General features: G+C 76.0%; 12 protein-coding genes. 9 read left to right on the top strand and 3 right to left on the bottom strand.

All coding sequences use genetic code 11. The annotated features are described in order from the left end of the window. Nucleotides 1–43: 43 nt before the first annotated feature. Both ACI79H_RS12440 and ACI79H_RS12435 read right to left on the bottom strand, forming a co-directional pair. Nucleotides 44–1,246 carry a cytochrome P450 gene (locus ACI79H_RS12440; RefSeq protein ID WP_456554710.1) on the bottom strand — a complete coding sequence of 401 codons (1,203 nt, stop codon included), beginning with the start codon at nucleotides 1,244–1,246 and terminating at the stop codon, nucleotides 44–46. Continuing rightward, nucleotides 1,243–3,069 carry a flavin-containing monooxygenase gene (locus ACI79H_RS12435; RefSeq protein WP_456554709.1) on the bottom strand — a complete coding sequence of 609 codons (1,827 nt, stop codon included), beginning with the start codon at nucleotides 3,067–3,069 and terminating at the stop codon, nucleotides 1,243–1,245. Before ACI79H_RS12435 ends, ACI79H_RS12440 begins: the two co-directional genes overlap by 4 nt. A gap of 156 nt (nucleotides 3,070–3,225) precedes the next feature. On the opposite strand from ACI79H_RS12435, the gene ACI79H_RS12430 reads away from it, so the two are divergent. The 7 genes from ACI79H_RS12430 to nhaA are packed head-to-tail and all read left to right on the top strand — an operon-like array spanning nucleotide 3,226 to nucleotide 11,219. After that, a complete protein-coding gene (locus ACI79H_RS12430; RefSeq protein ID WP_456554708.1) occupies nucleotides 3,226–4,143 on the top strand; it encodes an aldose epimerase family protein in 918 nt (305 codons plus the stop codon). Nucleotide 4,144: 1 nt separating this feature from the next. Next, on the top strand, nucleotides 4,145–4,870 hold the full coding sequence (locus tag ACI79H_RS12425) for an MOSC domain-containing protein (RefSeq protein WP_456554707.1): 726 nt from the start codon (nucleotides 4,145–4,147) through the stop codon (nucleotides 4,868–4,870). Nucleotides 4,871–4,875: 5 nt separating this feature from the next. Further along, a complete protein-coding gene (locus ACI79H_RS12420; protein ID WP_456554706.1) occupies nucleotides 4,876–5,091 on the top strand; it encodes an RNA-binding S4 domain-containing protein in 216 nt (71 codons plus the stop codon). A gap of 42 nt (nucleotides 5,092–5,133) precedes the next feature. Further along, the gene (locus ACI79H_RS12415) at nucleotides 5,134–6,570 is read left to right on the top strand and encodes an RNB domain-containing ribonuclease (RefSeq protein ID WP_456554705.1); all 1,437 of its coding nucleotides are present in this window, start codon (nucleotides 5,134–5,136) and stop codon (nucleotides 6,568–6,570) included. Next, the gene (locus tag ACI79H_RS12410) at nucleotides 6,567–7,754 is read left to right on the top strand and encodes a pyridoxal phosphate-dependent aminotransferase (protein WP_456554704.1); all 1,188 of its coding nucleotides are present in this window, start codon (nucleotides 6,567–6,569) and stop codon (nucleotides 7,752–7,754) included. The genes ACI79H_RS12415 and ACI79H_RS12410 overlap by 4 nt, the downstream gene beginning before the upstream one ends. Before the next feature lie 10 nt (nucleotides 7,755–7,764). Beyond that, nucleotides 7,765–8,526 (top strand): nitrilase-related carbon-nitrogen hydrolase, encoded by a 762-nt coding sequence (locus ACI79H_RS12405; protein WP_456554703.1) that lies wholly within the window; start codon nucleotides 7,765–7,767, stop codon nucleotides 8,524–8,526. Between the two features lie 56 nt (nucleotides 8,527–8,582). Continuing rightward, nucleotides 8,583–11,219: a Na+/H+ antiporter NhaA gene (gene nhaA / locus ACI79H_RS12400; RefSeq protein WP_456554702.1), complete on the top strand. Its 2,637-nt coding sequence runs from the start codon at nucleotides 8,583–8,585 to the stop codon at nucleotides 11,217–11,219. 3 nt (nucleotides 11,220–11,222) lie between these two features. Here nhaA and ACI79H_RS12395 read toward each other — a convergent pair whose 3' ends face one another. Next, nucleotides 11,223–12,086, bottom strand: a complete 864-nt coding sequence (locus ACI79H_RS12395; RefSeq protein ID WP_456554701.1) for a DUF2382 domain-containing protein — start codon at nucleotides 12,084–12,086, stop codon at nucleotides 11,223–11,225. 144 nt (nucleotides 12,087–12,230) lie between these two features. Between ACI79H_RS12395 and ACI79H_RS12390 the strand changes: the two genes are divergently transcribed. Both ACI79H_RS12390 and ACI79H_RS12385 read left to right on the top strand, forming a co-directional pair. Continuing rightward, on the top strand, nucleotides 12,231–13,829 hold the full coding sequence (locus ACI79H_RS12390) for a CYTH and CHAD domain-containing protein (RefSeq protein ID WP_456554700.1): 1,599 nt from the start codon (nucleotides 12,231–12,233) through the stop codon (nucleotides 13,827–13,829). A 7-nt stretch (nucleotides 13,830–13,836) separates the two neighbouring features. Next, nucleotides 13,837–15,030, top strand: coding sequence for a metallophosphoesterase (locus ACI79H_RS12385; protein ID WP_456554699.1), 1,194 nt, complete (start codon nucleotides 13,837–13,839; stop codon nucleotides 15,028–15,030).

Genomic DNA, 15,030 nt, shown 5'->3' with positions numbered 1-15,030 from the left:
GTTCAGGCGGCTGAAGGCCCCGAGTGTGCAGATCTCGTGGACGTCAGGGCAGCAGCACCTCGAGCCGCGCGGGGCCGCGCAGGATGCGGTTGGGCTTGTAGGTCAGCTCGCCCAGCCGCGCGCCCGCCGTCCGCCGGGCGAGGGCCTGCAGCGCGACCCTGCCCTCCAGCCGGGCCAGCGGCGCGCCCAGGCAGTAGTGGGCGCCGATGCCGAACGCGAGGTGCGGGCTGGTCCTCGTGGGGTCCATCCGCAGGGGGTCGGGGTGGTGCACCGGGTCGCGCCCGGCCGCCGCGATGAGCAGCACCACGCGGCCGCCGGCCCGCACCGTCCCGCCGGGCACCTCGAGGTCCTCGCGCGCCGTCCGCCCGGTCATCTGCACCGGGGGGTCGAGGCGCAGCACCTCCTCGACGAACCCGGCCGCGCACGCGTCGTCGTCCGCCACCTGCGCGCGGAGGTCGTCGTCGCGCAGCAGCGCCAGCGTCCCGTTCGCGATCAGGTTGACCGTCGTCTCGTGCCCGGCGACCAGCAGCAGCTGGGCGGTGCTCAGCAGCTCGTCGGTGCTCAGCCGGTCGCCCTCGTGCTCGATCTGCACCAGCGCGCTGAGCAGGTCGTCGCGCGGCTCGGCGCGGCGCTGCGCGCACAGCTCGGTGAAGTAGGCGCGGAACTCGTCGGCGGCGGCCCTGCGCTGCCGCTGCTCCTCGGTGTCCTCCGCCGTGACGCCGTCGTCCAGGCTCTTGGCGAGCACGTCGGACCAGGCCGAGAACCGGACGTGGTCCTCCTCGGGCACGCCGAGCATCCGGCTGATGACGGTCACCGGCAGCGGGTAGGCCAGGTCGCCGACGACCTCGAGGTCCCCCCGTGCCGTCGCGGCGTCCAGCAGCTCCTCGGTCAGCTGCTCGACGAACGGCGTCAGCTCCTTGACCGTCCGCGGGGTGAAGGCCTTGCTGACCAGCCGCCGCAGGCGGGTGTGGTCCGGCGGGTCGAGGAACAGGAAGCTGCGCTGCCGGTCCATCCGCGCGAGCTCCTCCGGCGGCAGCGTCGCGGCGACCTCCTGCCACTGGGTCGAGGTGTGCCGGTCGGAGCTGACCAGCGGCGACCGGAGGACGGCGTCGCAGTGCTCGTGCGCCGTGAGCAGGGCGAAGGAGCCGTCGGGGGCGAGGATCGGGCCGCGGTCGAGCAGCTGCTGCCAGACCGGGTAGGGGTCGACGACGTCGATGTTGCGGACGAGGTCCTCGAGCGCGGTCACCGGAACATCAGCCCCTCGAACTCGCCGGAGGAGCGCCAGCCCTCCAGGTAGGTGAAGTACGCGGCGGCGCCCGCGGGGTAGCCGACGTTGAGCTTGGCCCGGAGGCCCGCGTCCTGGCCCTCGTTGTTGTAGTAGCCGGGGGTGCAGTCGGGGGAGCCGATGACCCCGCGGCCGGGATGGGTGAGCAGCAGCTCCACCCACGCCTGCTCCGCCTCGGCGGTCACCTCGACCTCGCGCGAGCCCGTGTCCAGGGCGTGCCGCACGATCGCGGCGATGGTGCGGCCGCTCTCGGTGAGGTTGTGCGGGACGTTGCTGATCAGGTTGGCGCCCTGGGTCGGCTGGACCACGAACAGGTTCGGGAAGCCGTGCACGTGGGTGCCGTGCAGCGTGCGCATGCCGTCCGCCCAGCGCTCGGAGAGCCTGACGCCGTCCCGCCCGGTCACGTCGTAGCCGGCCCGGCGGGTGTACTCCGTGCCCACCTCGAAGCCGGAGGCGTAGATGATGCAGTCGACCTCGTGCTCCCGGCCGTTGGCGACCACGCCGGTCTCGGTGATCCGCTCGACGCCCTTGCCGTCGGTGTGCACGAGGTGGGTGCCCGGCCGGTTGTAGGCGTCGAGGTACTCGTCGTGGAAGCAGGGCCGCTTGCAGAGCTGGCGGTACCAGGCCTTGAGCCCCTCGGCGGTCTCCGGATCGGCGACGACGGCGTCCACCCGGGCGCGGATCTCCTCCATCTTCTCGAAGTCCGCGTCCTCCATCGCCGCCTGCATGCCGGCGAGGGTCTGCTGCTCCGGCGGCAGCGACAGCACCCGCTCGCGCATGCGGCGGGCCAGGTCGGTCCAGCCGTCCATGACCAGGTCCTCGCCGTCGCCGGCGCCGGTCTGGGTGGCCGTGAAGTTCTCCAGCCAGCGCCGCTGCCAGCCCGGGGTGGCGATGGAGGCGAACCACTCCGGGTCCAGCGGGGCGTTGGCGCGGACGTCGACCGAGGACGGCGTGCGCTGGAAGACGTACAGCTCCGCGCAGGCGCCGGCCAGGTGCGGCACCGCCTGCACCGAGGTGGCCCCCGTGCCGATGATCGCCACCCGCTTGTCGGCGAGCTTGTCCAGCGGGGCCCCCGACGGGTCGCCGCCGGTGTAGGCGTAGTCCCAGCGGCTGGTGTGGAAGCTGTGCCCCCGGAAGGTGGTGATCCCGGGGATGCCCGGCAGCTTGGGCACGTGCAGCGGGCCGGTGCCCATGGCGAGGAAGGTCGCGGTGAAGGCGTCGCCGCGGTCGGTGCGGACCAGCCAGCGCGAGCCCTCGGCGTCCCAGCGGACGTCGGTGACCTCGGTGTGGAACAGCGCGTCGTCGTACAGGCCGAAGTGCTTCCCGATGCGCTGGCAGTGCTCGAGGATCTCCGGCGCGTGCGCGTACTTCTCGGTCGGCATGTGGCCGGTCTCCTCGAGGAGCGGCATGTAGATCAGCGACGCCGTGTCGCACTGGGCGCCGGGGTAGCGGTTCCAGTACCAGGTGCCGCCGAAGTCGCCGCCCTTCTCGACGATGCGCACGTCGGCGACGCCGGCCTCCTTGAGGCGGGCGCCGGTGACCAGCCCCGCGAAGCCGCCGCCGATGAACGCGACGGTGACGTGATCGGTCTTGGGCGCCCGCTCGACCCGCGGCGTGTAGGGGTCGGTGAGGTAGCCGGCCAGCTCGCCGGTGAGCCGCAGGTACTGGTCGTTGCCGTCCTCCCGCAGGCGCTTGTCGCGCTCCTCGCGGTACTTGCGGGCGACGGCCTCCTTGTCGATGGGCGTGCCGTCCGGCCGCACCGGCCCTCGTGTCGACGTCGTCATCCCGCGCTCCCCTCGGCTGTGCCGCGCGCCACAGTCGCCGGAAGACTCTCACAGGCAGGCCGGGCGGCGGGGCGGTCCTGGCCACAATCCGAGAACCCGGTTCGGTTTTTGACGTCGGCCCTGCTGCCGCGGCCGGGGATGTGGTGAGCTGGCTGCATGCCCGACATCTGGCCGGAGACCGAGCCCCGCGAGGTGGAGCTCACCGCGGGCGACGCCTCGCTCGCGATCGACCTGCGCGGCGCGACGCTGCGCCGGCTGACCGTCGGTGCCTGGGAGGTGTTCGACGGCTACCCGGCCGGCGGCACGCTGCCCGGCCGGCGGGGCGGGGTGCTGCTGCCCTGGCCCAACCGCATCCGCGACGGCCGGTGGACGTGGGAGGGCGAGGAGCTGCAGCTCGAGGTGGCCTCGCCCGGCTCACCGGTCGCCCAGCACGGCCTGGTCACCTGGCAGCCGTGGTCCGTCCTCGCCGCGACGGAGGACACCGCCACGCTGGGGACGACGGTCCTGCCGCGGCCGGGCTACCCGTTCCGGCTCGCGGCAGCGATCGACCACGTGCTCGCGCCCGACCGGCTGACCGTCACGCTGCGGGTGCGCAACGACGGTGACCGCCGCGCCCCCTTCGGCGCCGGCTTCCACCCCTACTTCGCGGTCGGCGCCACCGCCGACGGCGGGATCGACGAGGCCGAGGTGGAGCTGCCCGGCCGCACCGAGCTGCTGGTCGACGGCGGCCTGCCCACGGGCGGACGGCGCCCCTTCGACGGCGCCGTCGGCCGGATCGGCGACCGGGCCTTCGACACCCCGATCACCGACCTCGCCCGGGACGACGACGGCTGGGCCCGCACCCGGCTGCGCGGCCCGGCGGGGGAGCTGGAGCTCGCCCTCGACGAGGCGTGGCCGTGGCTGCTCGTCTACAGCGGCGACCAGCTCCCCGAGGGCCAGCGGCGGCGCAGCCTCGCGCTCGAGCCGATGAGCTGCCCGAACAACGCGCTGGCCGACGGCGTGGACGTCGTCGTCCTCGAGCCGGGGGAGACCTGGACCGGCAGCTGGTGGGTGGCCTGGACCCCGGCGGCCTGAGGTGCGGGTCCTGGAGCTCTGGCGCTACCCGGTCAAGTCGCTGCAGGGCGAGCAGCTGACCGAGGCCTGGGTCGGGCCGCTGGGCCTCCCGCGCGACCGCGGCTGGGCGCTGTTCGACCGGGACACCGGCATGGGGCTCACCGCCCGGCGGGTGCCCGAGCTGCTGTTCGGCTCGGCCCGGGTCACGGCCGAGGGCGGGGTGGAGGTCGTGCTGCCGGACGGCACGGTGACCGCCGACGAGGCGGTGCTGTCCGACTGGCTCGGCCGCCGGGTGGAGCTGCGGGCCGCGACGGAGAACACCGGCGACGGCCCGACCTACGAGGACCCGGGCGACGAGACCCCCGACGGCCCCACCGAGTGGGCGCAGTGGCAGGGCGCGACCGGACCGTTCCACGACAGCCCGCGCATCCGCCTCTCCCTGGTCTCGACCGGCACGCTGGGCGGCTGGGACCGGCGGCGGTTCCGGGCCAACGTGCTGCTGGACGGCGCGGGCGAGGACGCCCTCCGCGGCCGCGACGCGACCCTGGGCGCGGCCGCGCTGCGCGTCGGCGCGCCCATCGCCCGCTGCGTCATGACCACCCGGCCGCAGCCCGGCGGCATCGAGCGCGACACCTCCGTGCTCAAGACCATCCACCGCGAGCGCGACGGGTTCCTCGCCGTGCGCGCCGCCGTCCTGGAGCCCGCGACGGTGCGGGTCGGCGACGTGCTGGAGCCGGCGGCAGACTGAGCGCCATGCGCACCGTCGACCTGCGGCCCGGCGAGGACACCATCCGGCTGGGCCAGCTGCTCAAGCTGGTCGACGCCGTCCCGACCGGCGCCCAGGTGAAGGACGTGCTGGCCACCACCGACATCCGGGTGAACGGCGAGGCCGAGGACCGGCGCGGCCGGCAGCTGCGCTCCGGCGACGTCGTCTCCATCGGGGGCTTCGGGGACGTCCGCGTCCGCTGATCGGGTTCCACGTGGAACCGGTTCCTCTGCCAGGCTGACGCCATGGTTGCTCCGCTCCGCGTCCCGCGCTGGCCGGCGGCGGCGCCTGCGGGCCCGGACTTCGCCGCGATCCGCGCCGGGTTCGACGTCCCGGAGGAGTTCCCCGCCGCCGTGCTCGCCGAAGCCGAGCGGCGCGCGGCGCAGCCCCGGCTGCCCGAGCTGGACGCGACCGACCTCCCGCTGGTGACCCTCGACCCCGTCGGCAGCCGCGACCTCGACCAGGCCGTCCACCTGGCGGCGCTCGGGGACGGGTTCCGGGTCAGCTACGCGATCGCCGACGTCGGGGCGGTGGTCGACCTCGGCGGTCCGCTGGACGCCGAGGCACGCCGCCGCGGCCAGACGCTCTACAGCCCCGACCGGCGGACGCCGCTGCACCCGCCGGTGCTGAGCGAGGGCGCGGCCAGCCTGCTCCCCGGCGAGCTCCGCGCCGCCGCGCTCTGGACGATCGACCTCGACGCCGACGGCGAACCGGTGCGGGTCGACCTGCGCCGGGCCCGGGTGCGCAGCCGCGCCCAGCTGGACTACCCGGCGGTGCAGGCCCAGGCCGACGCCGGCGCGCTGCCCGAGCCGCTGGCGCTGCTGCCGGCGCTCGGCGCGCTGCTCCGGCGCCGGGCGACCGAGCGCGGCGCCGTCGAGCTCGGCACCCCCGACCAGGCCGTCGAGGCCGCACCGGGCGGCGGCTGGACCCTGGTGCTGCGCGGTGACCTGCCCGTGGAGGGCTGGAACGCCGAGATCTCGCTGCTCACCGGCCGGTGCGCGGCGGCCCTGATGCTCGACGGCGGTGTCGGCCTGCTGCGCACCCTCCCGCCCCCGGCGGCCGCGGACGTCGAGCGGCTGCGGCGGCTGGCCCCCGCGCTGGGCGTCGACTGGCCCACCGGCGCTGCGCCCGGCGCGGTGATCGGCGCGCTGGACCCCGCCCGCCCCCGGCACGCCGCGTTCCTGGAGGAGGCGGTGACCCTGCTGCGGGGGGCGTCCTACACCGCCTTCGACGACGGGACGCCGCCCGAGCAGCCGGGCCACGGCGGCGTCGGCGCGCCCTACGCGCACGTGACCGCGCCCCTGCGCCGGCTGGTCGACCGCTTCGGCACGGAGGTCTGCCTGGCCCTGGCAGCGGGGCAGCAGCCCGCGCCGGAGCTGCGCGCCGCCCTGCCCGAGCTGCCGGCGCTGATGGCCGCCTCCGACCGGCGCACGCGGGAGGTCGAGCGCGCGGTCGTCGACGCCACCGAGGCCTGGCTGCTCCGGGGCCGGGAGGGCGAGGAGTTCGCGGCGGTCGTCGTCGACGCGGACGGCGACCGCGGCACCGTCGTCCTGGACGACCTGGCCGTCCGCGGCCGCTGCACGGGGGAGGGCCTGCGCGCGGGCACCCGCATCCGCGTCCGGCTCGAGCAGGCCGACGTCGCCGGCCGGGCGGTGCGCTTCTCCTCGAGGGGCGCGGCATGACGGCGGCGCCGCTCCTCGCCGGGCGACTCCGGGGCTTCGGGACGACGGTCTTCGCCGAGATGAGCGCGCTGGCCGTGGCGACCGGGTCGATCAACCTCGGCCAGGGCTTCCCCAGCTACCCCGGCCCGCCGGAGGTCCTCGACGTGGCGCGGGCCGCCATCGGCACCGCCGCCGACCAGTACCCGCCCGGACCGGGCATCCCCGAGCTGCGCACCGCGATCGCCGAGCACCAGCAGCGCTTCTCGGGCCTGGCCTACGACCCGGACACCGAGGTGCTGGTCACCGCGGGCGCCACCGAGGCGATCGCCGCCGCCATGCTCGCGCTGCTCGAGCCGGGCGACGAGGTGGTGCTCCTCGAGCCGATCTACGACAGCTACGCGGCGTCGATCGCGATGGCCGGGGGCGTCGTCCGCCCCGTGCCCCTGACCCCGCCCGCGGAGGACGGCGGCCGGTGGGGCTTCGACCCGGCCGACGTGCGGGCGGCGATCGGGCCGCGCACCCGGCTGCTGCTGCTCAACACCCCGCACAACCCGACCGGCACCGTCCTCACCGCCGGGGAGCTGGCGTTCCTGGGCGGGCTCGCGGTCGAGCACGACCTGCTGGTGCTCACCGACGAGGTGTACGAGCACCTGGTCTTCGACGGCGCCCGGCACCTCTCGCCCGCGACCCTGCCGGGCCTGCGCGAGCGCACCCTCGTGGTGAGCAGCGCCGGGAAGACGTTCAACGTGACCGGCTGGAAGGTCGGCTGGGTCTGCGGGCCGGCGCCGCTGGTCGCCGCCGTCCGCACGGCCAAGCAGTTCCTGACCTACGTGAACGCCGGACCCTTCCAGCCCGCGGTCGCGGTGGGCCTGCGGCTGCCCGACGCGTACTTCGCCGCCGTCGCCCGCGACCTGCAGGTCCGCCGCGACGTGCTCGTGCAGGGGCTCCGGGACGCCGGGCTGCCGGTGATCAGCCCCGAGGCGACCTACTTCGCGACCGTCGACGTCCGGCCGGTGCAGCCCGACGGCGACGGCCTGGCCTTCTGCCGCGCGCTGCCCGGGCGCGCCGGCGTCGTCGCCGTCCCGTCGGGTGTGTTCTACGCACCCGAGCACGCGCACCTGGGACGGCACCTCGTGCGGTTCGCGTTCTGCAAGGGCGACGACGTGCTCGCCGAGGCCGTCGAGCGGCTCAGGGGACTGGCGTGAGGAGGCCGGCATGAGGATCGCGGCGGTGCAGCACGACATCGTGTGGGAGGACCGGGCGGCGAACTTCGACCGGCTCGGGCCACAGGTGGCACGGGCGGCGGCGGCCGGCGCCGAGCTGGTGGTGCTCGCCGAGACGTTCTCCACCGGCTTCTCGATGACGCCGGGCATCGGCGAGCCCGAGGGCGGCCCGTCGGCGCGGTTCCTCGCCGAGCGGGCCGCCGAGCACGGGATCTGGGTCGGCGGGAGCTGCCCCGAGATCGCCGACGACGGCCCGCTCCCCTACAACTCCTTCGTCCTCGCCGGGCCGGACGGGACCGTGCACCGCTACCGCAAGCTCCACCCGTTCACCCACGGCGGCGAGCACGAGCGCTTCCGCGCCGGCGACGGCCCGGTCACCGTGACCATCGGCGGCCTGCGGATCACGCCGTTCGTCTGCTACGACCTGCGCTTCGCCGACGTCTTCTGGCGCGCCGGCCCGGGGACCGACGTCTTCCTGGTCACCGCCAACTGGCCGGCCGCCCGGCGGCTGCACTGGACGGCGCTGCTCCAGGCCCGCGCCATCGAGAACCAGGCCTACGTCGTCGGCTGCAACCGGGTCGGCACCGCCGGCGACGGCACCGGGCACGCCGGCGACAGCCGCATCGTCGGCCCGACGGGTGAGCTGCTCGCGACCGCGGCGGGGGTGGAGACGCTCGTCCTCGCCGACGTCGACGCCGCCGAGGTGGCAGCCACCCGCGACCGGTTCCGGTTCATGGCGGACCGCCGCGGCTGACGAGGAGGGTGGGACGTGCGGGAAGAAGCCGGGCCCCCGACGGCGCTGGGCGCGACATGAGCAGCGTCGAGGGGGCCAGCCGCCCCCGGTCCCGGCACCTCAGCGGCCAGTTGTCGGCGCCCGTCCGCCGGCTGATCCGGTCCGGTCTGGCCGGTGCGACGCTGCTGGTCGCGGCGACCGCGCTGGCGCTGCTGTGGGCGAACAGCCCCTGGGGCGACTCCTACGAGCGGCTGTGGCACACCGAGTTCGCCGTGCGGCTGGGCGACCGGGGCATCAGCCAGGACCTGCAGCACTGGGTCAACGACGGACTCATGGTGTTCTTCTTCTTCCTCATCGGCATGGAGGTGCGCCGTGAGCTCTCGATGGGGGAGCTGGCCCAGCGCAGCCGCCTGACCGTCCCGGCCCTGGCGGCCGTGGGCGGGCTGGCCCTGCCCGCCCTCATCTACTACGCGTTCAACGCCGGGACGCCGGCCGCGCACGCGTGGGGCATCCCGATCGCCACCGACACCGCGTTCGTGCTGGGCGCGCTCGCCGTCTTCGGCCGGCACTGCCCCATCCAGCTGCGGGTCTTCCTGCTCTCGCTGTCGGTGGTCGACGACATCGGCGCGCTGAGCGTCATCGCGATCTTCTACACCGACGACATCGACCTCGGGGCCCTGGCCGTGGCCGGCCTGTGCGTGCTGGTCTTCATCGGGCTGTCCAAGCTGCAGGTGTGGCGCGGGCCGGCCTACTTCGCCGTCGGCGTCGTCATGTGGGTGGCGATGTACCAGTCCGGCGTGCACGCCACGATCGGCGGCGTGGTGCTCGGCCTGCTGGTCAGCGCCTACCCCCCGCGCCGGGACGCGGTGGAGCTGGCCGGGTCGCTGACCCGCGCCTTCCGGCAGTCCCCCGACGTCGACCTGGCCCGCCAGGCCAAGCTCTCCGTGGAGCGGGCGGTCTCGCCCAACGAGCGGATCGGCGCGGTCCTCGTGCCGTGGAGCACCTACCTCGTCGTCCCGGTGTTCGCCCTGGCCAACGCCGGGGTCCGGATCGACGGCGAGCTGGTGGACCGCGCACTCGGCTCCCCGGTCACCCTCGGCGTCTTCCTCGGCCTCGTCGTCGGCAAGCTGCTCGGCGTCGGGCTGGCCGCCGTGCTGGCCGTGAAGCTGCGGCTGGGCTCGCTGCCGCCCGGGGTGACCCTGGGCAGCGTCTGGGCCGGCGCGGCGCTCACCGGCCTCGGGTTCACCGTCTCCCTGTTCGTCACCGACCTGGCCTTCGAGGACGAGGCGCTGCGGGACGAGGCGACGGTCGGCATCCTGGCCGCGGCCGTCGTCTCCACGCTGCTCGGCGCGCTGGCCTTCCGGCTGTTCACCCAGCGCAGCGCCTCGGCCGCGGCGTCGCGGCCGGTGCGCCTGGACCCCCCGGTCGACCCGGCCGTCGACCACGTGCGCGGACCGGTGGACGCGCCGCTGACCCTGGTGGAGTTCGGCGACGTCGAGTGCCCGTTCTGCGGCAAGGCCACCGGCGTCGTCGGCGAGCTCCGCGGGCGGTTCGGCGACGAGCTGCGCTACGTCTTCCGCCACCTGCCGCTGGTCGACGTCCACCCGCACGCCGAGCTCGCCGCCGAGGCGACCGAGGCCGCCGGCGCCCAGGGAGCCTTCTGGGCCATGCACGACCGGCTGTTCAGCCACCAGGAGGAGCTCGACGTCCCCGACCTGCTCAACCACGCGGCCGCGCTCGGCCTGGACCTGGAGCGCTTCACCCGCGAGCTCGGCGAGGAGACGCACGCCGCCCGCGTCCGGGACGACGTGGCCAGCGCGGAGGCCAGCGGCGTGCACGGCACGCCCACCTTCTTCGTCAACGGCGTCCGGCACGACGGCGCCACCACCACCGATGCGCTCGCGGCGGCGCTGCAGCGCACCGATCCGCGCGGTGCCCCTGCCGAGCGGCTCCCGGAAGCGGTCCAGGCCGTCGGCGACGTCCCGGCGGTCGTGCCGGTGTCCCCCCGGGCCCGCCTGGACACGGTCGCCGAGCTGGCCGGTCTCGACGGCGCGGCCGAGACGCCGGACAGCGACGGCTCCTCGCCGCACCTGACCGACCGGCAGCTCGCCGTCCTGCACCGCTTCGGACGACGACGCCCCACCGCGACCGGCGACGTGCTGGTGCGGGGCGGTGACGCCGAGTGGGACTTCGTGGTGGTGCTGACCGGCACCGTCGCCGTGGTGGAGGACGCCGACGGGCCGGACGACGAGGCGCGGGTGATCTCCGTCGTGGGCCCCAAGCGGTTCCTGGGTGGGCTCAACATGCTGGCCGGTCAGCGCGCCGTCCGGTCGGTGGTCGCAGCCAGGCCGGGCGAGGTGCTCACGCTGTCGGTCGACCGGCTGCGCGCCGCCCTCGCCGCCGACCGCGAGCTGTCCAACGTGATCACACGAGCGCTGCTCATCCGGCGGGCGATGCTCATCGGCCGCGCCACCGGCGTCCGGGTGCTCGGGGACCGCCGGTGGCCGGCGAGCGAGCGGCTGCGGCAGACGCTGGCCGACCACGGCATCGGCCACACCTGGCTGGACCCGGCCGAGGACCCCGCGGCGCGCACCATGCTCGAGGAGCTGGAGACGCCCGCGGAGGTCCCGGTGGTCCTGGCGACCGACGGCCGGGTGCTCGTCGACCCGGGTGGCGACGACCTCGCGCGGCTGGGGACGGCGCCCGCGCGCTGAGCGTCAGCCGCGGTGCAGCGCGGACTCCTGGTCGACGACGACCTGCTCCCGCTGCACGGTGCCGCTGACCTGCTCCTGCTCCGTGACGACCTCGGTCCGCAGCCGCACCCGCTCGACGGGTACCACCTCGACGGTCACGACCGGGCGCTCGGCGTGCAGCACGATCTCCCCGGGCAGCCCGGAGGACACGGCGCCGGTGGTGCCCGTGCCGCCCAGAGCCGCGCCCTCGGTGACCAGCACCTGGTCCTCCGCGTCCGGCGCGTCCAGGGAGAGCTCCTCGATGCGGATCTCCTCCCGGCGGACGGGCACGGTGACCTGCACCTCCTCGGTCACCACGTACTTGACCACCCGCACGCGCCGGGCGACGACGCGCTCGGTGTCCACGCGGAGCTGCTCCTCGCTGCGCACCATGCTGCCGTCGTCCACGCCCGGACGACGCTCGAGGTCGTCGCCGTGGGCGGGCCGCTCCGCCTCGTCGTCGGCGGCGTGCCGCCCGCCGGTGCCGAGATCGACGTCGTGCCCGGTCACCTCGTCGGTCACGCCGTCGTGCCCGGCGGCCGCGGCACCCGCGTAGTGGCCGCGCAGCGCCGCCTCGTCCTCGGGGGAGAGGTGCTGGCCGCCCAGCCGCGGCGCGCTGGACACCGCGTCGGCCGGGACGGTCAGCTGCAGCCGCCCGTCGGCGAAGGTGGCCTCCTCGGCCGGCGCGAGCGCCCGCCGGGTGCCCAGCAGCCCGCTGGAGACCGCCACCCACGTCGTGGCACCCGTGCGGTCGTCGGTGTAGAAGGTCTCGACGGTGCCGACAGATGCGCCGTCGCTGCCGTAGGCCGTGCTGCCGATCGCCGCTGACACGTCTCGTTCGCTGATCATGGGGCCTGCTCCTCCGGGTGCGCGGCGCCCTCGTCGGGGGCACCAGCACCGTGAGCGTGCCCATCGCGCGCCGTCGGCGAACATCCCGGCGGGTGCCCGGGCGGGCGGTCGCCGCCGGTCCGGGCCCCGCCGTACGGTTCGGGGGTGCCCGCCGACCACCTCGAGATCGAGACGAAGTTCGACGTCCCGCTGGACTACGCCGTACCGGAGCTGACCGGGGTGGAGGGCGTGGCGGCGGTGGACGCACCGGTCGAGCACCGGCTCGAGGCGCAGTACCTCGACACCCCGGACCTGCGGCTGGCGAGCGCGCGGATCACGCTGCGGCGCCGCACCGGCGGCGCCGACGACGGCTGGCACGTCAAGCTGCCGGCCGGCGGGGACGCCCGCCGGGAGCTGCGCTCGCCGCTCGGCCGGGCGACCCGCAAGCCGCCCAGGGCCGTGGCCGCCCCGCTCGCCGGCGTGCTCCGCGGCGCGACGCCGGGCCCGGTCGCCCAGCTGCGCACCCGCCGCGTGGTCACCGTCCTGCGCGACGCGGACGGCCGCCCGCTCGCCGAGGTCGCGGACGACACGGTCAGCGCCACCCGCCTCTCCGGTCCGGACGGGACGGCGGAGGTGCGCAGCTGGCGCGAGGTCGAGGTCGAGCTGCTGGAGGGCGGCCCGGAGCTGCTGCCGCTGGTGGGGGACCGGCTGGTCGCCGCCGGCGCCGAGCGCACCTCGCGCGCCTCGAAGCTGCAGCGGGCGCTGGGGCTCGACGAGCCCGCCGAGGAGTCGCGGACCGAGGACCCGCCGCGGCCGCGCGGGAAAGAGAAGAAGGACAAGAAGGACAAGAAGGGCACGAAGGGCAGGAGGAAGCAGGACCTCTGCGCGGACGCCGCGCGGGCGGCCGGGGACGTCGTCCTCGCCGCGCTCGCCGCCGAGGTGGCCGGGCTGCAGCTCGCCGACGTCGGCCTGCGCCTCGGGGCCGAGGACGGCGTGCGCCGGATGCGGATCGCCTGCCGCCACCTGCGCGCGCTGCTGGCCGCCTTCCGGCCGGTCCTCGACCGGGACGCGACCGACGGCGTGCGCGCCGAGCTGGCCTGGGTGGCCGCCCGGCTGTCCGAGGCGCGCGACGAGCAGGTGGGCTACGCCGGCCTGCGCGCCGCGGTGGAGGAGCTCCCCGTCGAGCTGGTGCTCGGCCCCGTGGCCGCCCGCCTGCGCTCCGGCGAGGTGGCCGCGGCCGAGCGCGGCCGGGCCGCCGCGGTGGCCCTGGTGGACGAGCGGCGGTACCTCGACCTGCTCGACGCCCTGCACGCGCTGCTCACCGATCCGCCGCTGACCGCGACGGCGGCGGAGCCGGCCGGCGCGGTGCTGGCCGCCGTCCTGCGCCGCGAGGCGAAGCGGACCCGCGCGGCCGCCGCCGACGCCCGGGCCCTGTCCGGGGCCCGGCGGACCGAGGCCCTGCACGCGCTGCGGCGGGTGGCCCGCCGCGCCCGGTTCGCGGCGGGGGTCCTGGTGCCCGTCCTGGGCGGGCGGGCGCAGGAGGTGGCCCGGGGCGCGAAGCGCACGCAGCGGCTGCTGGGCGCCCTGCAGGACCTCGTGGTGGTCGGCGAGCACAGCCGCCGGCTGGCGATCAGCGCCCATGCCGCCGGCGAGCCCGGGTTCACCTACGGCCTGCTGCTCGGCCGGGCGGAGGCGCGCGCCCGGGACGCCGAGCGGGAGTTCTTCGAGCGCTGGCCCGACCTCGCGGAGCTGCTGGGCGGGTGAGCGCCTGATGCGGGCCCTCGTGGCCGTCGCGGTCGTCCTCGTCGTCATCGGGTCGCTGGCCCGGTACCTGTGGGTGCGGCTGGTCCGGGACACCACCGCACCCGGGCGGGTCCGCCGGCGGCTGTCGGTGCTGCTCGGCGTCCTCGCCGCGCTGCCGGTCGCCGCGCTGCTGCTGCGCGGTCGCGTCCCGCACTGGATCGGGACACCGCTGGAGTGGGTCGCCTTCTCCTGGCTCGGGATCTCGTTCTACCTGCTGCTGACCCTGCTGGTGCTCGAGCCGGTCCGCGCCGTCGCCGGCCGCCTGCTGCGCCGCCGGGAGGCCGCCGCGCCGGTTGCCGCCCCGGCACCCGCGGCCGGCACCGCCCCCCGGCGGGTGTTCCTCGCCCGGTCGCTGGCGGCCACCGCCGGCGCGGTCGCCCTCGGGACGGCGGGCGCCGGAGCCTGGGCCGCCCACTCCGCCCCGGTCGTGCGCCGCGTGCCGATCACCCTCGCCGACCTCGACCCGGCGCTCGACGGCCTGCGGATCGTCACCTTCTCCGACGGGCACCTCTCCGCGACCTACGGCGGCCGGCGGTTCGAGCGCCTGGTCGAGATCGTCAACGCCCAGCGACCCGACGTCGTCGCGATCGTCGGCGACCTCGTGGACGGCGACGTCGACGACCTGCGCGAGGACGTCGCGCCGCTGGCCGACCTGGTGAGCGGGCAGGGCGTCTTCTTCGTCACGGGCAACCACGAGTACTTCGTGGACACCACCGCCTGGCTGCGGCACCTGCCGACGCTCGGGGTCGAGGTGCTGCGCAACGAGCGCGTGGCCATCGGCCGGGGCGGTGCGACGTTCGACCTCGCGGGCATCGACGACCGGACGGCGGCGTCCTCCGGTGTGCCGGGCCACGGAGCCGACCTCGACGCCGCGCTGGACGGCCGCGACGACGCCACCCCTGTGGTGCTGCTCGCCCACCAGCCGGTGATGGTCGAGCAGGCGCGGGCCGCCGGTGTGGACCTGCAGCTGTCCGGCCACACCCACGGCGGGCAGCTGTGGCCCTTCGACTACGCGGTGCGGCTCGACCAGCCCGCGGTGCAGGGCTGGTCGCGGCACGGCGGCACCCAGCTCTACGTGACCCCGGGCGCCGGGTACTGGGGGCCGCCGATGCGCGTCGGGGCCCGGCCGGAGGTCACGGTCGTGGAGCTGCGCTCGCCCTGA

This window comes from Blastococcus sp. SYSU D01042 (assembly GCF_054050515.1).
The sequence above is the reverse complement of the archived record's forward strand: the minus strand, read 5'-3'. Positions and strand labels throughout refer to the sequence as shown.